Consider the following 19,748-nt stretch of genomic DNA (forward strand, 5'->3'; position numbering starts at 1 on the left):
GCCCGCCCGCATGCTTAGGGAGACCGAAATGGCAGTCAGTGCAAACAGGCTGGAGCTCTTGCAGATCGCCGACGCCGTGGCGCGCGAAAAATCGATCGACAAGCAGATCGTCATCGCCGCAATGGCCGACGCCATCCAGAAGGCGGCGCGCTCGCGCTATGGCCAGGAGACCAACATCCGCGCCGACATCAATCCGCAGACCGGCGAAATGAAGCTGCAGCGGCTGATGGAAGTGGTCGAAACACTGGAGGAACCGGCTCGCGAGATCTCCCTCAAGGACGCACGCGCCCGCAACCCCGACGCGCAGGTGGGCGACTTCATTGCCGAACAGCTTCCGCCGATGGATTTCGGCCGCATCGCCGCCCAATCGGCGAAGCAGGTGATCGTGCAGAAGGTGCGCGAGGCCGAGCGCGACCGCCAGTATGAGGAATATAAGGACCGCATCGGCGAGATCGTCAATGGCACCGTCAAGCGCGTCGAATACGGCAATGTGATCGTCGATCTGGGACGTGGCGAAGCCATCATCCGCAGAGACGAGCTCATCCCCCGCGAGATCTTCAAATATGGCGACCGCGTGCGTGCCTTCGTCTACGACGTGCGCCGCGAGCAGCGGGGGCCGCAGATATTCCTGTCGCGCACCCATCCGCAGTTCATGGTGAAGCTCTTCACGATGGAAGTGCCGGAAATCTACGACGGCATCATTGAGATCAAGTCGGTTGCCCGCGACCCCGGCTCGCGTGCCAAGATCGCCGTGATCAGCCACGATTCCTCGATCGACCCGGTCGGCGCGTGCGTCGGTATGCGCGGCAGCCGTGTGCAGGCCGTCGTCGGCGAGCTGCAGGGCGAGAAAATCGACATCATTCCCTGGAACGACAACGCCGCGAGCTTCATCGTCAATGCGCTGCAGCCGGCGGAAGTCGCCAAGGTGGTGCTGGACGAAGATGCAGAGCGCATCGAGGTGGTGGTACCGGACGACCAGCTTTCTCTGGCCATCGGCCGGCGCGGCCAGAACGTGCGGCTTGCCTCGCAGCTTACCGGCTGGGACATCGATATCCTGACCGAGGAAGAGGAATCCTCGCGCCGCCAGAAGGAATTCGTCGAACGCTCGACGCTGTTCATGGACGCTCTGAATGTTGACGAGATGGTCGGCCAGGTGCTCGCCTCCGAGGGCTTCACCAGCGTGGAGGAACTGGCCTATGTGGAGGCTGACGAAATCGCCTCTATCGAAGGCTTCGACGGGGATACGGCGGAGGAAATCCAGGCGCGTGCGCGCGAATATCTCGAACGTATCGAGGCCGAGCACGATGCGAAGCGCAAGGAACTGGGTGTCGCGGACGAGTTGCGTGAAATTCCGGGTGTGACGACGGCCATGATGGTCGCCTTCGGCGAAGACGGCGTGAAAACGGTCGAGGATTTCGCCGGTTACGCCGTGGATGACCTGGTCGGCTGGAAGGAACGCGCCGAAGGCGAGACGAAGTTCATGGAGGGCGTGCTTTCCAACTTCGATGTGTCGCGCGCCGAAGCCGAGCAGATGGTCGTCGCCGCCCGCATGAAAGTGGGCTGGATCACGGAAGAAGACCTTCAGGCCGACGCAGAAGGCGACGAAGCCGCCGATGCAGAAGCCTCCGGGGAAACCGAGACCGCGGAAAGCTGAAATGCCGACGCGGGGACTTGTGGAACGCGATGAACGACCGCACATGTATTGTGACACGCCAAGCGCGGGAAGCCGACGAGCTGATACGCTTCGTCGCCGGCCCGGACGGCTCGGTCGTTCCCGATCTCAAGCGAAAGCTGCCAGGGCGCGGCTGCTGGGTCGGCGCTGAGCGTTCTCTGGTCGAGAAGGCGGCGGCGAAAAACCTGTTTTCCCGTGCGCTGAAGATGGCGGTCGAAGTGCCGCCCGACTTGGCCGAACGTGTCGAAATGCTCTATGTCTCGCACGCTCTCGGCACGCTTGGCCTTGCGCGAAAGGCCGGAGCCGTGGCATTGGGTGCTGCGAAAGTGGAAGCAAGCGTGCGCAACGGGAAAGCCGCGGGCGTACTGCATGCCGCCGAGGCATCGGAGGACGGCATTCGAAAGATTGCTTCGGCGCGACGATCTCTAGCCCATGCCGGCGGGCAGAACATGCCGGCGTTCAGGCTCTTTAGCGAAGCCGAATTGAGTTTGGCTTTCGGAGCGACAAATGTGATACATGCTGCCGTGCTCGGCCAGGGGCCGGGCGAGGCAGCGCTGAAGCGCATCAGGGCACTGGCGAAATACAGGGACATCGAACCCGATTTCGCCGTGTCAGGCGCAGCGGGCGCCGCAGAGGATATGGAATGACTGATACGAAATCCGGTGACGACAAGACGCTGAGCGTCAACCCGAAGAAGACACTGACACTGAAGCGCCCAGGCGTCGAGCAGGGCACGGTGCGTCAGAATTTTTCGCATGGGCGGACCAAGGCTGTCGTTGTCGAAACCAAAAAGCGCAAATTCTCGCGCCCGGACGAGCGGCCGGAGCCGGCGCCTGTCGCCACACCTAAACCGGCTGCCGCCACGCCAACGGCGCCCGCGCCGGCACCGGCGCCAAGTCCGGCACCCAGGCCGCAGCCAAGCAGCCGCTCCGGCGTGGTCCTGAACGAGCTTTCGACCAACGAGATGGAAGCCCGCCGCCGTGCGCTGCAGGATTCCAAGGTGCGTGAGGCGGAAGAGCGCAAGCGCGCCGAAGAAGACGCCAAGCGCCGGGCCGAGGAAGAGGCGCGCCGCCAGCAGGAACGCGAAGAATCCGCACGCCGCCAGGCCGAGGAAGAAGCACGCCTGAAGGCCGAAGCCGAAGCGCGCAAGCGCGCCGAGGAAGAAGCCGAACGCCGTGCGCCCGAGCCTCAGGTCGTCATTCCGGACGGCAGCCTCGACGATGAAGGGAAAGGCCGCGGCGCGCTTGCCGCAAAACGCGGCGTGCCGCCAAAGGTTGCAGCCGAAGCGCCCCGCCCCGCCAAGCCGCGCGTCGAGGACCAGCGTCGGCGCGGCAAGCTGACGCTCAACAAAGCCCTTTCAGACGATGGCGACAGCCGCGGACGCTCACTGTCCTCGATGCGCCGCCGCCAGGAAAAATTCAAGCGCGCCCAGTCTCAGGAACCGCGCGAGAAGATCGCGCGCGAGGTGGTGCTGCCGGAAACGATTACAATCCAGGAACTCGCCCAGCGTATGGCCGAGCGCGCCGTGGACGTCGTGAAATATTTCATGAAGCAGGGCCAGATGATGAAGCCCGGCGACGTTATCGACGCAGACACAGCGGAACTGGTGGCCGAGGAATTCGGCCATACGGTCAAGCGTGTCGCCGAATCCGACGTCGAGGAGGGTCTGTTCAACGTCGAGGACAAGGCGGAAGACATGAAGTCGCGTCCGCCGGTGGTCACCATCATGGGCCATGTCGACCACGGAAAGACCTCCCTGCTCGACGCCATCCGCAAGGCAAATGTGGTCTCCGGCGAGGCTGGTGGCATCACCCAGCATATCGGCGCCTACCAGGTGGAGCAGGATGGCCAGACCATTACCTTCATCGATACGCCCGGCCACGCCGCCTTCACCGCCATGCGCGCCCGCGGCGCACAGGCCACCGATATCGCCATTCTGGTGGTGGCAGCGGACGACAGCGTGATGCCGCAGACGATCGAATCCATCAACCATGCCAAGGCTGCCGGTGTGCCCATCATCGTCGCCATCAATAAGATCGACAAGCCGGAAGCCAATGCGCAGAAGGTGCGGACCGAGCTCTTGCAGCATGAAGTTTTCGTGGAATCCATGGGCGGCGAAGTGCAGGACGTCGAAGTTTCGGCCATCAAGGGCCTCAATCTCGATAAGCTCCTGGAAGCCATCGTCCTGCAGGCCGAAATCCTCGAATTGAAGGCTAATCCGGACCGTACGGCCGAGGGTGTCGTGATCGAGGCGAAGCTCGACCGCGGCCGCGGCTCGGTAGCGACAGTCCTGGTGCAGGCCGGCACGCTGAAGCCGGGCGACATCCTGGTCGCCGGCAATGAATGGGGCCGCGTGCGCGCGCTCGTCAACGAGCGTGGCCAGCAGCTCAAGGAAGCGGCACCTTCCACGCCGGTCGAGGTTCTGGGCCTTCAGGGCACACCGCAAGCGGGCGACCGTTTCGCGGTTGTGGAGAACGAAGCGCAGGCGCGCGAGATTTCCGAATACCGCCAGCGCCTTGCCCGCGAAAAGGCGGTGGCCCGCCAGGCCGGCCAGCGGGGCTCGCTCGAGCAGATGATGTCGCAGCTTCAGACCAGTGGCCTGAAGGAATTCCCGCTTATCATCAAGGGCGACGTTCAAGGCTCGATCGAAGCCATCGTGACGGCGCTCGACAAGCTGGGCACCGACGAGGTGCGGGCGCGCGTCGTCCATTCGGGCGCCGGCGCCATCACCGAGAGCGATATCTCGCTTGCCGAGACGTCCGAGGCCGCGATCATCGGCTTCAACGTGCGCGCCAACAAGCAGGCGCGCGATGCGGCCGAGCAGTCGGGCATCGAAATCCGTTATTACAACATCATCTACGATCTGGTGGACGACATCAAAGCGGCCATGTCCGGCCTGCTTTCGCCGGAGCGTCGCGAGACCTTCCTTGGCAATGCGGAGATCCTCGAGGTCTTCAACATCACCAAGACCGGCAAAGTGGCGGGTTGCCGCGTGACCGAAGGCAAGGTCGAGCGTGGAGCGGGCGTGCGTCTGATCCGCGACAACGTGGTGATCCACGAAGGCAAGCTGAAGACCCTCAAGCGGTTCAAGGATGAAGTGTCCGAGGTGCCGGCGGGCCAGGAATGCGGCATGGCCTTCGAGAATTACGAGGACATCCGCGCCGGCGACGTGATCGAAGCCTACCGCGTCGAGATGGTGACGCGCACGCTCTGATCAGGCCATGCTTGTCAGGCCATGCTTGCCCGGCGTGGGAACACAGCCCGGCAAGACGCCAAGGACGAGGCCCCTCGCGCATTCGCAAGGATGTGCGGCGCATCAGTCGATCGACCCCGGACAGCCCACGGGCTTCCGGGGTGATGATACGCGAGCAGCTCACGTCATTTGAACCCGGATATTGGAACATTCTCCTTAGCAAGGTGCCCCATGCCGTCCTCCACTGGTCCCTCCCAGCGTCAGCTCCGTGTCGGCGAGCAAGTGCGCCATGCCCTGTCCGAAGTTCTTCAGCGCGGCGAGGTGAACGACCCGCAGTTGGCGAGCGCCGTGATTTCCGTGACCGAGGTCCGCATGTCGACCGATCTGAAGGTCGCGACAGCTTATGTCTCGCCGCTTGGCGCCGGGGACAAGGATGAGGTCGTGACCGCGCTCAACCGCAATGCCCGCTTCATCCGCGGAAAAGTGACTCCTTCGCTCAGGCAGATGAAATACATGCCGGAGTTGCGGTTCCGTATCGACACGAGTTTTGAGAATTTTGAGAAGATCGATCGTCTTCTGAAATCGCCGGAGGTCTCCCGCGACCTCGAAGAGGGCGATGACAACGGTGAGTGAGCTGCAACACGGTCTGTCGGGAAAACAACAAAGGAATGAAGCCTGATGGCTCGTCGAGGAAAGAAAAAAGGCCGGCCCGTCTCCGGCTGGATCGTGCTGGACAAGCCGGCGGGCATGGGCTCCACCGATGCCGTCGCTAAGATCAAATGGCTGTTCAAGGCGCAGAAGGCCGGCCATGCCGGCACGCTCGATCCGCTGGCCTCCGGCATGCTGCCTATCGCGCTGGGTGAGGCGACCAAGACGGTGCCCTATGTGATGGAAGGCGCCAAGGTTTACCGATTCACCGTGACCTGGGGCGAAGAGCGGACGACCGACGACCTTGAAGGACCCGTCGCGAAGACCTCTGATATCCGGCCCAGCGAGGCCGACATCCGTGCATTGCTGCCGAACTATACAGGCCTCATCATGCAAACGCCGCCGCAGTTCTCGGCCATCAAGATCGGCGGGGAGCGCGCCTATGATTTGGCCCGCGAGGGTGAAACCGTCGAGATCGCTGCACGCGAGGTTGAAGTGGGGCGCCTCGACCTCGTCGCGCTGCCGGATGAAAACTCCGCGCTTTTCGAAATCGAGTGCGGCAAGGGCACCTATGTTCGTTCCATCGCCCGCGATCTCGGGCGGGATCTGGGATGCTACGGGCATATCGCCGAATTGCGGCGCGTGGAGGTCTACCCTTTCGAAGCTTCTCATATGGTGGAACTGGCCGCACTCGAGGCAGCGGCCGACGCGGCCGAGACGGAGGAGGAGCGCCTTGCAGCCATCGATCCCTTCATCATGGATATCGCCGCCGCCCTGGGCGGGCTTCCGGAAGTGGCACTGAGCGACGACGCTGCAACGCGCATCCGGCTTGGCAACCCGGTTATCGTGCGTGGGCGCGATGCGCCAGTGGAGGCGCCCGAAGCGTGGGCGAGCGCGCGGGGCAAGCTGGTGGCGCTGGGCACCGTCGAGGCCGGCATGTTCAAGCCGAAACGGGTTTTCGGCATCGCGCCTAACTGACAGCCTGGTCCAGGCCATGCTTGCAACGCTTTGCCGAGTTCCGCATTGATAGGGGTGGGTGTGGCATAGAGCACAGCAGGGGCAAGGTGCAGAAGCAGAACAACGACCCCCATACGACCGAACCTGAGCGGCGCTGGCCATTTCGGCGTATCGGACCGCTGCCGATAGGATTCTGTCTTTTCCTGCTGATCGCAGCGACCATCGTGCCGGCGATCGCCGTTTCCGCGATACTTTTAAAGCGCAACGACGAGGCCCAGCGCGAAGTCGTCCATACGCTGGCCGAGGCTATGGCCGGGTCCATGGCGGAGGCGGTCGACCGCGAAATCAGCGGCATGATGACCACTCTACGGGTGCTTTCCACGACGCCATCGCTGGCGAATGACCAGTTCAGCGACTTTTACGACAGGGCAAGATCGGCGCTGATGGGAACCGGCTCATATCTCATCCTGCTCGATGAGAACATGATGCAACTCCTGAATACCCGGGTGCCCTACGGCACCGAACTCGGGCCCACTTCCGACCCGGGCTCCGCGCGCGCTGCACTAGAGGCGCGGGCTGCCACGATCTCCGGGGTGTTCGCCGGCAAGACATCGCAGAGATGGGTCTTCAACGTCATTGTGCCCTTCCTGCCGGAAACGGGCCCTCCCCGCCTCCTCATCATGACGCGCAACGCCGAAACCCTGGCCGATACACTGTCCCAGCAGTTGCTTCGTGGCGGATGGAACGCCACGCTTCTGGATCGCGACGGCACTGTCATCGCTTCCTCCTTCATGTCGTCCCACGTGGGCAAGCCATTCTTCCTCGAACTCGGCGCGCAAGACGGCGGGCCGACCGCCGTCACCGCCCGCGACCCGCTTGAAGACAAGGACTACGTGGCTGTGGTGGATGAATCCAACTACAGCGGCTGGAAGGTGGTCGTCTGGGCGTCGTCGTCTTCGGTAGAACAGCCCATGCGCCGCTCGCTGCACATGCTCGTCATCGGCAGCCTCGTCATCATCGCCATCGGCACGGGCGCTGCCTGGATACTTGGCCGGCAGATTGCCAAGCCTGTGCGCAGGCTCGCCCAAGACGCGCGGCGCCTGGGGGCGGGCGATCCGGTGGAGGCGATCAATTATCCCATTGCAGAGGTGACGACGGTGTCATACGCCCTGGCCCAGGCTTCGCTCGACCGCAAGAAGGCTGAAAACGACATCCGCCTGCTTATGCGGGAAGTCGCTCACCGAGCCAAGAACCAGCTCACCGTCGTCGCTTCGATGGCCAAGCAAACGGCGCGCAGCGCCCGCTCACTTACAACGTTCCAGGATTCCTTCCAGAAACGTGTCTATGGGCTGGCGCGGTCCACGGACCTTCTCATCGCGGGTGGCGCGGGCGGCGTTGAATTGCGCGAGCTGCTTCTGATTCAGATCGAGCCTTTCCGTCCGGAGGCCGAAAGGCGGCTGGAGGTTTCCGGCCCTCCTTTCCGCCTTTCCAACCAGGCGGCCCAGACGGTCGGGCTTGCCATACACGAACTGGCGACCAATGCCTCGAAATATGGCGCTTTTGCCAGTTCGACAGGCCGATTGGTGCTTTCTTGGCATCGGGAGGACGACATGCTGGTGATCACCTGGCGGGAATATGTGGCGCGTCTGCGCCGCAAACCTGTGAAACGCGGCTTCGGTACGGAGATCATCGAGAGGATGGTCGGTGGAACCCTCGATGCCACGATTTCCCGCATCTTTCATCGGGACGGGCTCGAGTGCGTCTTCCGCATCCCCGTCGAACGCCTGGTGCCCGAGCGCGCGCCCGTTTCGCCGGTCCAATACTAGCAATCCGCTTTTCGCTGGCAATCCGCCGCTTTTTGCCCTATATGCGCGGCGACATCGCGTGAATACGCCATGTAAATGGCCCTTGCTGGACGACATCCCGGCTTCGGGCGTCACATTCCTCCAATTCAGAAAGGAAAATTCGATGTCGATTACTGCCGAGCGCAAGCAGGAACTTCTCAAGGAATTCGGTACCGTTTCGGGCGACACCGGCTCACCGGAGGTCCAGGTTGCCATCCTGACCGAGCGCATCAAGAACCTGACCGAGCATTTCAAGGACCACAAGAAGGATAACCATTCCCGCCGTGGTCTGCTCAAGCTTGTCTCGCAGCGCCGCCGCCTCCTCGACTATGTGAAGGGGAAGGACCAAGGCCGCTACCAGACGCTGATCGAGCGGCTCGGACTGCGTCGCTAATAGTGGATGGCGGGCGGCCATGGCCGTCCGCCTCCATATGCCCAGGCGTCAGGACGCAAGGGCAAAGGGCCGTCTCCGGCCCTTCCTCCAGCAGGGAGGGAAACAAGGAGACTGCCGCAGACGGACAGGTCATGGGGCAGGATTGCAGGATGCTTGCAACGCCGGATCGACGGCGCAGACAAAAGCCTCCCGTTGTCTTGCCCATGGCTCGTCCTCAACGAAGGAAGAGAGCGAGGCAACCCGGCAGCAAGTGCCGGCCTCGCCGAAAAGGACAAGTCATGTTCAAACATCACAAAGTGGAAATCGAATGGGGTGGCCGCCCGCTTACCCTTGAAACGGGCAAGATCGCCCGCCAGGCAGACGGCGCAGTGCTCGCCACTTATGGCGAGACCGTCGTTCTGGCCACCGTCGTTTCGGCAAAAGAGCCGAAGCCAGGTCTCGACTTCTTCCCGCTCACCGTAAACTACCAGGAAAAGACCTTCGCCGCCGGCAAGATTCCCGGCGGCTTTTTCAAGCGCGAAGGGCGCCCGAGCGAGAAGGAAACGCTCACCTCGCGCCTTATCGACCGGCCGATCCGCCCACTCTTCGTCAACGGCTACAAGAATGATACCCAGGTCGTCCTGACGGTCCTCCAGCACGATCTGGAGAACGATCCCGACGTCGTCGCCATGGTCGCCGCCTCCGCCGCGCTCACACTCTCCGGCGTTCCGTTCATGGGACCGATCGGTGCTGCGCGCGTCGGCTATATCGGCGGTGAGTACATTCTCAATCCGCATGTCGACGAGATGGAAGAGACCAAGCTCGACCTGATCGTCGCGGGCACCCACGACGCCGTTCTGATGGTGGAATCGGAAGCCAAGGAGCTACCCGAGGACGTCATGCTGGGCGCGGTCATGTTCGGCCACAAGCAGTTCCAGCCCGTCATCGACGCCATCATCAAGCTGGCGGAAGTCGCCGCCAAGGAGCCGCGCGAGTTCCTGCCGGAAGACCTTTCGGCGCTGGAAGGCGAAATGCTCAAGATCGTCGAGGACGATCTGCGCGCCGCCTACAAGATCATCGACAAGCAGGATCGCTACGCCGCCGTGGACGCTGCCAAGGCAAAGGTGAAGGAGACTTTCCTCCCTGAGGCCGAGGAGGAGCGCAAATGGTCGCCCGAGCAGGTCGGCACCGTGTTCAAGGCGCTGCAGGCCAAGATCGTGCGCTGGAACATTCTCGACACCGGCAGCCGCATCGACGGCCGTGACCTGAAGACGGTTCGCCCGATCGTCTCGGAAGTCGGCGTCCTGCCGCGCACCCATGGTTCCGCCGTATTCACCCGCGGTGAGACCCAGGCGCTGGTCGTTGCCACGCTGGGGACAGGGGAGGACGAGCAGTTCGTCGATTCGCTGACCGGCACCTACAAAGAATCCTTCATGCTGCACTACAATTTCCCGCCCTACTCGGTGGGTGAGACGGGTCGCATGGGATCGCCGGGCCGCCGCGAAATTGGCCATGGAAAGCTTGCCTGGCGCGCGCTCCATCCGGTTCTGCCGGGCGCCGATCAGTTTCCCTACACGATCCGCGTGGTCTCGGAGATCACCGAGTCCAACGGTTCGTCCTCCATGGCCACCGTCTGCGGAACCTCGCTGGCACTGATGGATGCGGGCGTTCCGCTTGCCAAGCCGGTCGCCGGCATCGCCATGGGCCTGATCAAGGAAGACGAGCGTTTTGCGGTCCTGTCCGATATCCTCGGCGACGAGGATCACCTCGGCGACATGGACTTCAAGGTGGCCGGCACCAACGAGGGCATCACCTCGCTGCAAATGGACATCAAGATCCAGGGCATCACCGAGGAGATCATGCAGGTCGCGCTCGACCAGGCCAAGGGCGGCCGCCTGCATATTCTCGGCGAGATGGCCAAGGCGCTCTCGGAAAGCCGTGGCGAACTGGGCGAATTCGCCCCGCGCATCGAGGTCATGAACATCCCGACCGACAAGATCCGCGACGTGATCGGCACAGGCGGCAAGGTGATCCGCGAGATCGTCGAGAAGACCGGCGCCAAGATCAACATCGACGACGACGGTACGGTGAAGATCGCATCGTCGAACGCCAAGGAGATCGAGGCGGCCAGGAAATGGATCCACTCCATCACGGCCGAGCCGGAAGTGGGTGAGATCTACGAAGGCACGGTCGTCAAGACCGCCGACTTCGGCGCGTTCGTCAACTTCTTCGGTCCCAAGGACGGCCTCGTCCACATCTCGCAGCTGGCCGCCGAGCGCGTCGCCAAGACCACCGACGTGGTCAAGGAAGGCGACAAGGTCTTCGTCAAGCTCATGGGTTTCGACGAGCGCGGCAAGGTGCGCCTGTCGATGAAGGTCGTCGACCAGGAGACCGGTCAGGAGATCGCGCGCGAGAAGAAGGACGAGAAGGAAGAAGCCGAAGGCTGATTCCGGTTCTAACCGGTTATCGAAGCGGGCGCGGCCACCGGCTGCGCCCGTTTTCGTAGGGCCGGTTGAAAGGCCGCTATCTCTTGCCGCGACACAGAGAGCCATGAACGAAACCCTTCGCACTCTTCTCTTTCCCTTTGAGCGCGGTGTGCTCGATACCCCGGCCGACGGCCGCAGCCTGGCGCTTGGTCCGGACGCAGGTTTCCGCCTGCCCGGCGAATTCGGCGGGACGCTGGCGCTCGTTCAGGGGTTCCGGCCGGACCATCTGGCACTGGCAAATGCCGGCTTCGAGGTCACGGCCGAGGCCACCGGCGAAAACTACGACAACGCTCTGGTCTTTCTCGGCCGCCATCGGCGCGAGAACGAGGCGCGCCTGATGGAGGCGTTGATGCGCGTCAGGCCGGGAGGCCTGATCGTCGCGGCGGGAACCAAGAAGGATGGCGCGGGGAGCTTTCGCAAGCGGATCGAGACGCTGCTGCCGATCACCGACCATGCGTCCAAGTATCATGGTGTGGTCTTCTGGCTCACCCGGCCGGACGCCATCGCCGAGGAAATCGTCGCCGCGCTACAGCCCCAGTCGCCTGCGGCCGACGGGTTTCAGACAGCGCTTGGCGGCTTTTCCGACGACGGCATCGACCGGGGCTCGCAACTCCTGGCCGACAACCTGCCCGGCGACATCAAAGGCCATGTGGCCGATTTCGGCGCCGGCTGGGGTTATCTGTCGGTGGCGGTTGCAAAGCTCTGTTCCGTGACGCAAATCGACCTCTACGAGGCCCATCACGGCTCGCTGGAGGCCGCCCGGCACAACATGGCGCGGATGGCTGCAGGCATGCCGTGCCGCTTGTTCTGGCGCGATCTGGCAAGCGAGCCGACCGAGATGCGCTACGACGCAATCGTGATGAACCCGCCCTTCCACACCGGTCGCGCTGCCGAGCCGGATATCGGCAAGACATTGATCGCCAAGGCGGCGAAAGCACTGAAGCCGGGTGGACGCCTGTTCCTCGTCGCCAACCGGCCGTTGCCCTATGAAGGTGCGATGGAGGCCTGCTTCTCGCGGCACGGCGAGATTTGCCGCGATAGCGCGTTCAAGGTGCTTTGGGGAAAGCGGTAGGCGTAAGCCTGCTACTTCTCGGTTTCTGCCTGCTCGGCGATCTCGCCGGACTGCTTCAATTCCTCCAGCACCGGCATCGAAACGATATTGTAGCCTGAGTCCACATAGTGGATTTCGCCGGTCACGCCCGACGACAGGTCGGACAGGAGATAGAGAGCCGAGCCGCCGATCTCGTTGATGTCCACCGTGCGACGGAGCGGCGAGTTGCGGCTTTGATAGGTGAACATGTGGCGAGCGTCCGAGATACCGGCCCCGGCCAGTGTGCGCACCGGACCCGCCGAGATCGCGTTCACGCGGATGGCGCGGGGGCCGAAATCATTGGCCAGATAGCGCACGCTCGCCTCTAGGCCGGCTTTGGCCACGCCCATGACATTGTAGTTCGGCATGACGCGCACGGAGCCGGCATAGGTGAGCGTCAGCAAGCTGCCGCCATTTTCCATCATCGCCGCCGCGTGGCGGGAGACTTCGGTGAAGGAATAGCAGGAGATCACCATCGTGCGGATGAAGTTTTCCCGCGTGGTGTTGGCGTAGAGACCTTTGAGCTCGCTACGGTCGGAAAAGCCGATCGCGTGAACCAGAAAGTCAAACGTGCCCCATTCGCTCTTGAGCGTATCGAAGACCTTCTCGATGGAGACGCTGTCTTCCACATCGCAGGGCAGCAGGAGTTTGGAGCCGGCCTTCTCGGCGAGCGGCTTGACGCGGCGGCCGAAGGCTTCGCCCTGATAAGTGAAGGCGAGATCCGCGCCATGCTCGGCGAGCTTGCGGGCGATGCCCCAGGCGATCGAGTGATCGTTGGCAACGCCCATGATGAGCCCGCGCTTGCCTTTCATCAGGCCTTCCATGGCGTAATCCTCAGTCCCTGTAGCGCTGGAAAACCAGCGTGGCATTGGTGCCGCCAAAGCCGAATGAATTGGAAAGCGCGATGTCGAATTCGGCATCGTCGATGCGCTCGCGCACGATCGGAATACCTTCAAATTCGGGGTCGAGCTCCTCGATATGGGCGCTCTTTCCGATGAACCCTGCCTGCATCATCAAGAGCGCGTAGATCGATTCCTGCGCGCCGGCGCCGCCAAGCGAATGACCGGTCAGCGACTTGGTAGAGGCAATGTGCGGCATGTCCGCGCCGAAGACCTCGCGGATGGCGCCCACTTCGCGCGAATCGCCGACCGGCGTGGCGGTGCCGTGGGTGTTGATGTAGTCGACCCTGCCCTTCACCGTGGCCAGCGCCTGGCGCATGCAGCGCACCGCACCCTCGCCCGAGGGCGCAACCATGTCGAAGCCGTCCGACGTGGCGCCATAGCCGACGATCTCGCCGTAGATCTTGGCGCCGCGCGCTTTTGCATGCTCCAGTTCTTCCAGCACCAGAACGCCGGCGCCGCCGGCGATGACGAAGCCGTCGCGGCTGACGTCGTAGGCACGCGAGGCCGTGGCCGGCGTATCATTGAACTTGGAGGACATGGCGCCCATCGCATCGAAAAGGTTCGACATGGTCCAGTCGAGATCCTCATGGCCGCCGGCGAACATCATGTCCTGCTTGCCCCACTGGATGAGCTCTGCCGCATTGCCGATGCAATGGGCCGAGGTGGAGCAGGCCGACGAGATGGAGTAGTTCACGCCGTGTATCTTGAACCAGGTGGCGAGCGTCGCCGACGCAGTCGACGACATGGCCTTGGGAACGGCGAAGGGACCGATGCGCTTCGGCGAAGTGTTCTTCAGCGTGGTCTGCGCCGCCTCGAAGATGGTGCGGGTGGAAGGGCCGCCCGAGCCCATGATGATGCCCGTGCGCTCATTGGTGATGTTGGTCTCGTCCAATCCGGCATCGGCGATGGCCTGTTCCATGGCGACGTGGTTCCACGCGCCGCCCTTGGACAGGAAGCGCATGGCACGGCGGTCGACCACCTCGCTGGGGTCAAGCGTCGGCGCACCCCATACCTGGCAGCGAAAGCCGTGTTCGGCGAAGTCCTCGGAAAAGCTGATGCCGGATCTGGCATCGCGCAGCGAGGCGGTCACCTCCTCGGCATTGTTTCCGATCGACGATACGATACCGAGGCCGGTAACGACTACACGTCTCATGTCGCTCTCCCTGGATTGTGGGGCGTGTCTGTGCTGCGGTTATCCCGCATGTGATTGCAATCAGGCTTCCTGTTTGGCCAGGCCGACACGCAGGTCGGTGGCCTTGTAGATCTGCTCACCGTCAGCCTTCAGCCAGCCATCGGCGATGCCGAGCACGAGGCGGCCGCGCATCACGCGCTTGAAATCGACGCCATACTCGACCTTCTTCACGTCGGGCGTGACCATGCCCTTGAACTTAACTTCGCCTGTAGACAGGGCCATGCCCTTGCCGGGCTCGCCCAGCCAGCCGAGGAAGAAGCCGGTAAGCTGCCACATGGCGTCGAGGCCCAGGCAGCCGGGCATGACAGGGTTGCCGGGGAAATGACAGGGAAAGAACCAGTGATCCGGCTTGATCTCGAAATCCGCCCGCACATACCCCTTGCCGAATTCACCGCCTTCATCGCGGATATCGGTGATGCGGTCGAACATCAGCATGGGCGGTGCGGGAAGCTGGGCATTGCCCGGGCCAAATAGTTCGCCGCGGCTGCATGCCAGGAGTTCGTCATAATCGTAGCTGGATTTCTGTTGCGCCATGTATCCCGTTCTCGTCTGCGGCGCAATGTCGGTGCGCCGTTGTTGTTGTTCGGATTCCCTACCACAGCTTGTTTGCGGTGGGAAACCACCTGGCCGCCGGCAGCGGCGACAATTTCTGTCCGCCGACAGGTGGATCGGGCGAAGACATCGTGCCGCTATTGATCGCATTTGCGTCACCGAATATATGTGAACAATGAGATTGCAGCATTTCGGCTGTATTACCGGTCTCGTGAAACGCCCGATCGCAAGGACAAAAGCCCAGCTGTGGCAAATGTGACGACCTATATGGACAACCAACCGCTGGAAAAGCGGGTGCGCGAAGCGGGACTTCGCCCCACGCGCCAGCGCGTAGCGCTGGCCGAACTGCTGTTTGCAGCCGGGGATCGCCATATCTCCGCCGAGCAACTGCATGAGGAGGCCGAAAAATCCGGCGTTCCCGTATCGCTCGCCACAGTCTACAACACGCTGCACCAGTTCACCGAGGCAGGTCTCCTGCGCATCGTTCAGGTCGAGGGCACGCGCACCTATTTCGACACGAACACATCCGACCACCATCACTTTTTCCTAGAAGACGACAATCGTGTCTTCGACATCCCCTCGGGGCCGGTCAGGGTGTCGGACCTGCCGGAGCCGCCCGAGGGCACGGAAATCGTCCATGTCGATATTGTGGTGCGGTTGCGGGCCAAACGCCGGTAGCCCGGCTTGCGTCACCCCCAGCCGCCTGCTGGATGCGGACGACAATCTCCTCAATCCTCGACGGTTTCTCCAGGGTAGACACCCCATACGGAAGCCTGGGAGATCCAGCCCTGATGGCCGTCGAAGTTCATGCGGCACCAGGAACCGTTGCACTGTTCGACGTTTCCAAGGGCGCCGGGCTCGATTTCGGCAACCCGGCGGGCACCTTCCTCTGCCCTGACGTATAAAGGGATTGTGGCCTGCTTACCCGCGAACCAGGGGGCAGCAATGCCGGTACGACGTCCCGACAGAAGCGCCTGGTTGATCCAGCCTTCCGCCCCCTCGGCATCGCGCACCCGGCGCCAATTGTCGTATTCCTGGATAATCTCCATCGGCAGGCCCGGCTTCAGATACATCCAGTCGACGGCATAGTTGACGCCGGGGCCGACACGCATGTTCACCCGGCCGGACTTGAGGCTGACGAAGCGGGGCAGCGGGAGGCCGCTCGGCCCGCGTTTGACGGTATCGGCGGCTTGAGCTTCGGCTTGCTCGGCCGGGATTAAAAGAATGAGGGCCACGCCCAGAAGGATAACTGATAGAAACGCACGACGCGGCGCGAAAGACGGCATTCCACTCTCCTGCCGACAGGGTCCGCCCACTGCCCGTGGCTTGCCCTGCGGAACCTTTTTCTTTGTCTTCGCCGCGCCCGCTTGGTAGACATCTACCCCATGGTGGACCAGCGGGCGGGCATGTTTCCAGTGTCGCCCGACTTGGTTAAAGAGGTCTCAACAAGGGCGCATCGAGGTATCCATGAACGGCAGGAAAAAGCCACTCGTCGTCATAACGCGCAAACTGCCGGATCAGGTGGAAACGCGCATGCGCGAGCTTTTCGATGCGAGGCTGAATGTCGATGACAGGCCGATGACCCAGCCCGAGTTGGTGGCCGCCGTCAAGGAGGCCGACGTTCTGGTGCCCACGATCACCGATCGGATCGATGCCGCGCTGATCGCCCAAGCGGGCGAGAGACTCAAGATGATCGCCAATTACGGCAACGGCGTCGACAATATCGACGTGGCGGCGGCGGCGGAGCGCAACATCGCCGTTACGAACACGCCCAATGTTCTGAACGAGGACACAGCCGACATGACGATGGCGCTGATGCTGTCCGTGCCGCGGCGGCTGACCCAGGGGGCCCAGGTTTTGACTGGCGCTGGGAAATGGCCAGGCTGGTCGCCGACATGGATGCTGGGCCACCGTATATGGGGCAAGAGGCTCGGCATTGTCGGCATGGGGCGCATCGGCACTGCCGTCGCCCGACGCGCCAAAGCCTTCGGCCTGTCGATCCACTACCACAACCGCCACCGCGCCGCGCCGCTGATCGAGGACGAGCTGGAGGCTACCTATTGGGACAGTCTCGACCAGATGCTGGCGCGCATGGACATCATCTCGGTCAATTGCCCGTCGACGCCGGCCACCTTCCACTTGCTGTCGGCCCGGCGCCTGGCCCTCCTGCAGCCCACCGCCTACATCGTCAATACGGCGCGGGGCGATATCGTCGACGAGGATGCTCTGATCGCGATGATCGAAGACGGCAAGCTTGCCGGCGCGGGCCTGGATGTCTTCGAGCATGAGCCGGCGGTCAACCCCAAGCTCGTCAAGCTGGCCGACAAGGGCAAGGTCGTCATCCTGCCGCATATGGGCTCGGCGACGATCGAAGGCCGCATCGACATGGGCGACAAGGTCATCATCAACATCCGCACCTTCTTCGACGGCCATCGTCCCCCCGACCGGGTGCTGCCGCGCAAGGCGTAGTGTCGCAGGCGCAACACGCACCGCCGGGCGGCGGTGCGTGTATGGCGCTCTTACGTCCTGTCTTCAGGCCGCCTTGACCGCGGCCCGCGTCTCAACACCCGTCACGATCATCACCGCCGCGGCGATGAGCACGATGCCGCTTGCCATGAAGACGTTGCCGACACCGCTGGCATCGAAGATGAAGCCGCCGGCAGCGGCTCCGGTGGCGATGGCGAAATTGATCGCCGCCACGAACAAGCCCCCCGCGCTTTCGGCCTCATCGGGCACCGCGCGCGTGATCCAGGTGGACCAGGCGACAGGTACCGCGCCGAAGGCGACGCCCCAGAGCGCCACCATCGCCGCGTCGGCGGCGATATTGCCGCCGGTCCCGGCGAGCGCCAGTGCCAGAGTGCCCATGACGAGGGGCATCAAGGCGAGCGTCAGCCGCATCGACCGCTCCAGAAGGAACGCACCGAGATAATTACCGATGAGATTGGCGATGCCGAAGCTGAGAAGGATGCCGGAGACGGCGGTCACGCCGGCACCGGTCACCGTTTCCAGGAACGGGCGTATGTAGGTGAAGAAGGCGAAATGGCCGGTGAAGACCAGCAGTATGGCGGCCATGGCGAGGCCTACCGCGCGCCGTGAAAGCACCTCGACCATGGTGCGCAGCCGCGACAGGCCGCGCGGCGGCAGACTGGGAAGCGTCGCCAGCTGCACCACAAGCACCAGCGCGCCAAGTCCCGCAGCCGCCAGGAAGACCGTCCGCCACCCGGCGATGGCGCCCAGATAGCTGCCGACCGGGGCGGCAAAGATGGTCGCGGCCGAGACGCCCGAGAACAATATGGACAGCGCCTTGGGAACATGACGCTCGGGCACAAGCCGCATCATGGTCGCCGCCGATAGCGTCCAGAAGCCGCCAAGGGCCACTCCGAGCAGAATCCGCCCGGTGAGCAGCAGGGGCAGGTTGGGAGCGATGGCCACCAGCAGGTTCGACAGTATGAGCAAAACGGAAAGGCCCAGGAGAACGAGGCGGCGATCGATATGCCGGGTCCCCGCGGTGATGAGCAGGCTGGTGACGAGCGCCACCGCTGCCGTTGCCGTTACCGCCTGGCCCGCCATCCCCTCGGTCACGCCGAGCTCGGCAGCTATGGGAGTCAGCAGGCTGGCAGGCAGAAACTCCGCGCCGACCAGCCCGAACACACCAAGGCTCATGGAGATCACGGCCCCCCAGGCCGGAGCCATTTCGGAGTTGCTCCCACTTTCCGCAATCGTTGCATCGCGCATTCGCAAAACCCTCTCATTGACGAAGTCGGTCGACTGTAGATGGGTGGCGGAGGCGGACGATCCATGCCATATTCTCCGGTATGCTTGATCGAAACTCCGAAAGATGGCAAGAAGCCGCCGATCCGGTGAGCGAGTTGCTCATGGGCATGCGCCTTCTCGGCGCGAGCTACGGCAAGTTGCGCCTCGCCCCGCCGTTCGGGATCGGCTTCCCCGCCGCCGCCGAGGCGCGCTTCCACTTCGTCGCGGCAGGCCGCGTGTACCTTCAGCTACCGGGTGGCGAGGTGCGGGAGCTCACAGGCGGCGACGCCGTTTTGCTGCCGCGCGGAGATACCCACTCCCTCGTCTCCGCCCCCGGCATGCCGGTGCGTGCAGTCGAGAGTTTCGAAGCGGTACCGCTTTGCGAGAACATCTGCGCCGTCAGCGACTGCCCGGAAGAGACCTGCCGCACCAAAGATGCACTGATCTTCACCGGCCGCATGGAATTCGAGCTGGACACGTTGCATCCGCTGATCGGCCTCATGCCGCAGGTCATGTCGGTCGGGGCGCTGCTTGCCCGGCAGCCGGAAATTCTGCCGCTGCTGGCGGCGATGGAGCGCGAGATGGCGACGAACCGCGCCGGCTCGGCCGGTATCCTCGCGAGGCTTGCCGATGTTGCCGCGGCGACGATCGTGCGGGGTTGGGTGGAATGCGGCTGCGGCGACGCGACGGGTTGGGTCGAGGCCCTGCGCGATCCGCGGCTCGGCCGCGTTATCGCCGCGCTGCACCGCGACCCCGGCCGCGACTGGACCGTGGCCGAGATGGCCGCGGAGATGGGCAGTTCACGCTCGGTCTTCGCCGAGCGCTTCGTGGCGGTCACCGGCACGACGCCACTACGCTACGTCACGGCCCTCCGCATGCGGCTGGCGGCGCAGTGGATCGGGCGCGACCGGATGCCGATCGACACGGTGGCAAGACGCCTCGGCTACGGCTCGCAGGCAGCTTTTGCCCGCGCGTTCAAGCGCGCCACCGGCCGTTCACCGGGAAAGGCCCGGTCGGCCACGTTACGCCCCCGACCGCAGGAAGTGCCGCCGGCGGCGCTGTGATCCGGACGCGCCAGTGCGCAGG

General features: G+C 63.5%; 17 protein-coding genes. 12 read left to right on the forward strand and 5 right to left on the reverse strand.

The window, feature by feature from the left end:
* Positions 1–28 precede the first annotated feature (28 nt).
* The 9 genes from nusA (at position 29) to N1058_RS03495 (ending at position 12,245) form a co-directional block, all read left to right on the forward strand.
* Entirely contained in the window at positions 29–1,654 is a 1,626-nt protein-coding gene (nusA, locus tag N1058_RS03455; protein ID WP_265516092.1) for a transcription termination factor NusA, read from the forward strand.
* Between the two features lie 29 nt (positions 1,655–1,683).
* Entirely contained in the window at positions 1,684–2,319 is a 636-nt protein-coding gene (locus N1058_RS03460) for an RNA-binding protein (RefSeq protein ID WP_265516093.1), read from the forward strand.
* Positions 2,316–4,886, forward strand: coding sequence for a translation initiation factor IF-2 (infB, locus tag N1058_RS03465; RefSeq protein ID WP_265516094.1), 2,571 nt, complete (start codon positions 2,316–2,318; stop codon positions 4,884–4,886). Before N1058_RS03460 ends, infB begins: the two co-directional genes overlap by 4 nt.
* A gap of 210 nt (positions 4,887–5,096) precedes the next feature.
* Positions 5,097–5,498, forward strand: coding sequence for a 30S ribosome-binding factor RbfA (gene rbfA / locus N1058_RS03470; protein WP_265516095.1), 402 nt, complete (start codon positions 5,097–5,099; stop codon positions 5,496–5,498).
* A gap of 45 nt (positions 5,499–5,543) precedes the next feature.
* A complete protein-coding gene (truB, locus tag N1058_RS03475; RefSeq protein ID WP_265516096.1) occupies positions 5,544–6,491 on the forward strand; it encodes a tRNA pseudouridine(55) synthase TruB in 948 nt (315 codons plus the stop codon).
* An 86-nt stretch (positions 6,492–6,577) separates the two neighbouring features.
* Complete coding sequence (locus N1058_RS03480; protein WP_265516097.1) at positions 6,578–8,296, forward strand: sensor histidine kinase; 1,719 nt, start codon at positions 6,578–6,580, stop codon at positions 8,294–8,296.
* 142 nt (positions 8,297–8,438) lie between these two features.
* The gene (gene rpsO / locus N1058_RS03485; RefSeq protein WP_265516098.1) at positions 8,439–8,708 is read left to right on the forward strand and encodes a 30S ribosomal protein S15; all 270 of its coding nucleotides are present in this window, start codon (positions 8,439–8,441) and stop codon (positions 8,706–8,708) included.
* Between the two features lie 278 nt (positions 8,709–8,986).
* Positions 8,987–11,134: a polyribonucleotide nucleotidyltransferase gene (gene pnp, locus N1058_RS03490; RefSeq protein ID WP_265516099.1), complete on the forward strand. Its 2,148-nt coding sequence runs from the start codon at positions 8,987–8,989 to the stop codon at positions 11,132–11,134.
* 103 nt (positions 11,135–11,237) lie between these two features.
* Complete coding sequence (locus tag N1058_RS03495; protein WP_265516100.1) at positions 11,238–12,245, forward strand: class I SAM-dependent methyltransferase; 1,008 nt, start codon at positions 11,238–11,240, stop codon at positions 12,243–12,245.
* 11 nt (positions 12,246–12,256) lie between these two features.
* On the opposite strand, the gene fabI is transcribed toward N1058_RS03495, so the two are convergent.
* The 3 genes from fabI to fabA are packed head-to-tail and all read right to left on the reverse strand — an operon-like array spanning position 12,257 to position 14,891.
* Complete coding sequence (gene fabI / locus N1058_RS03500; protein WP_265516101.1) at positions 12,257–13,087, reverse strand: enoyl-ACP reductase FabI; 831 nt, start codon at positions 13,085–13,087, stop codon at positions 12,257–12,259.
* 10 nt (positions 13,088–13,097) lie between these two features.
* Positions 13,098–14,318, reverse strand: a complete 1,221-nt coding sequence (gene fabB, locus N1058_RS03505) for a beta-ketoacyl-ACP synthase I (RefSeq protein ID WP_265516102.1) — start codon at positions 14,316–14,318, stop codon at positions 13,098–13,100.
* Positions 14,319–14,378: 60 nt separating this feature from the next.
* On the reverse strand, positions 14,379–14,891 hold the full coding sequence (gene fabA / locus N1058_RS03510) for a 3-hydroxyacyl-[acyl-carrier-protein] dehydratase FabA (protein ID WP_265516103.1): 513 nt from the start codon (positions 14,889–14,891) through the stop codon (positions 14,379–14,381).
* A 285-nt stretch (positions 14,892–15,176) separates the two neighbouring features.
* Between fabA and irrA the strand changes: the two genes are divergently transcribed.
* A complete protein-coding gene (irrA, locus tag N1058_RS03515) occupies positions 15,177–15,587 on the forward strand; it encodes an iron response transcriptional regulator IrrA (RefSeq protein ID WP_265516361.1) in 411 nt (136 codons plus the stop codon).
* Positions 15,588–15,637: 50 nt separating this feature from the next.
* Here the strand turns inward: irrA and N1058_RS03520 are convergent, their stop codons facing one another.
* Positions 15,638–16,195 (reverse strand): SH3 domain-containing protein, encoded by a 558-nt coding sequence (locus N1058_RS03520; protein WP_265516104.1) that lies wholly within the window; start codon positions 16,193–16,195, stop codon positions 15,638–15,640.
* A gap of 181 nt (positions 16,196–16,376) precedes the next feature.
* Between N1058_RS03520 and N1058_RS03525 the strand changes: the two genes are divergently transcribed.
* Positions 16,377–17,378, forward strand: coding sequence for a 2-hydroxyacid dehydrogenase (locus N1058_RS03525; protein ID WP_265516105.1), 1,002 nt, complete (start codon positions 16,377–16,379; stop codon positions 17,376–17,378).
* Positions 17,379–17,441: 63 nt separating this feature from the next.
* Here the strand turns inward: N1058_RS03525 and N1058_RS03530 are convergent, their stop codons facing one another.
* Positions 17,442–18,602: an MFS transporter gene (locus tag N1058_RS03530; protein WP_265516106.1), complete on the reverse strand. Its 1,161-nt coding sequence runs from the start codon at positions 18,600–18,602 to the stop codon at positions 17,442–17,444.
* Between the two features lie 122 nt (positions 18,603–18,724).
* Here N1058_RS03530 and N1058_RS03535 point away from each other — a divergent pair, with 122 nt between their 5' ends.
* Positions 18,725–19,726: an AraC family transcriptional regulator gene (locus tag N1058_RS03535; protein ID WP_265516107.1), complete on the forward strand. Its 1,002-nt coding sequence runs from the start codon at positions 18,725–18,727 to the stop codon at positions 19,724–19,726.
* Positions 19,727–19,748 lie beyond the last annotated feature (22 nt).

The organism is Nitratireductor luteus, assembly GCF_026162365.1.
GTDB classification, from domain to species: Bacteria; Pseudomonadota; Alphaproteobacteria; order Rhizobiales; family Rhizobiaceae; genus Chelativorans; species Chelativorans luteus.

What these genes read in the sequence shown, in the direction of transcription:
- N1058_RS03495 (WP_265516100.1), top strand. Translation starts at nt 11,238, where the DNA reads ATGAACGAAACCCTTCGCACTCTTCTCTTTCCCTTTGAGCGCGGTGTG.
- pnp (WP_265516099.1), top strand. Translation starts at nt 8,987, where the DNA reads ATGTTCAAACATCACAAAGTGGAAATCGAATGGGGTGGCCGCCCGCTT.
- rpsO (WP_265516098.1), top strand. Translation starts at nt 8,439, where the DNA reads ATGTCGATTACTGCCGAGCGCAAGCAGGAACTTCTCAAGGAATTCGGT.
- fabB (WP_265516102.1), bottom strand. Translation starts at nt 14,318, where the DNA reads ATGAGACGTGTAGTCGTTACCGGCCTCGGTATCGTATCGTCGATCGGA.
- infB (WP_265516094.1), top strand. Translation starts at nt 2,316, where the DNA reads ATGACTGATACGAAATCCGGTGACGACAAGACGCTGAGCGTCAACCCG.
- rbfA (WP_265516095.1), top strand. Translation starts at nt 5,097, where the DNA reads ATGCCGTCCTCCACTGGTCCCTCCCAGCGTCAGCTCCGTGTCGGCGAG.
- N1058_RS03520 (WP_265516104.1), bottom strand. Translation starts at nt 16,195, where the DNA reads ATGCCGTCTTTCGCGCCGCGTCGTGCGTTTCTATCAGTTATCCTTCTG.
- N1058_RS03460 (WP_265516093.1), top strand. Translation starts at nt 1,684, where the DNA reads ATGAACGACCGCACATGTATTGTGACACGCCAAGCGCGGGAAGCCGAC.
- truB (WP_265516096.1), top strand. Translation starts at nt 5,544, where the DNA reads ATGGCTCGTCGAGGAAAGAAAAAAGGCCGGCCCGTCTCCGGCTGGATC.
- fabA (WP_265516103.1), bottom strand. Translation starts at nt 14,891, where the DNA reads ATGGCGCAACAGAAATCCAGCTACGATTATGACGAACTCCTGGCATGC.
- fabI (WP_265516101.1), bottom strand. Translation starts at nt 13,087, where the DNA reads ATGGAAGGCCTGATGAAAGGCAAGCGCGGGCTCATCATGGGCGTTGCC.
- irrA (WP_265516361.1), top strand. Translation starts at nt 15,177, where the DNA reads ATGGACAACCAACCGCTGGAAAAGCGGGTGCGCGAAGCGGGACTTCGC.
- N1058_RS03525 (WP_265516105.1), top strand. Translation starts at nt 16,377, where the DNA reads ATGAACGGCAGGAAAAAGCCACTCGTCGTCATAACGCGCAAACTGCCG.
- N1058_RS03530 (WP_265516106.1), bottom strand. Translation starts at nt 18,602, where the DNA reads ATGGCTCCGGCCTGGGGGGCCGTGATCTCCATGAGCCTTGGTGTGTTC.
- nusA (WP_265516092.1), top strand. Translation starts at nt 29, where the DNA reads ATGGCAGTCAGTGCAAACAGGCTGGAGCTCTTGCAGATCGCCGACGCC.
- N1058_RS03535 (WP_265516107.1), top strand. Translation starts at nt 18,725, where the DNA reads ATGCTTGATCGAAACTCCGAAAGATGGCAAGAAGCCGCCGATCCGGTG.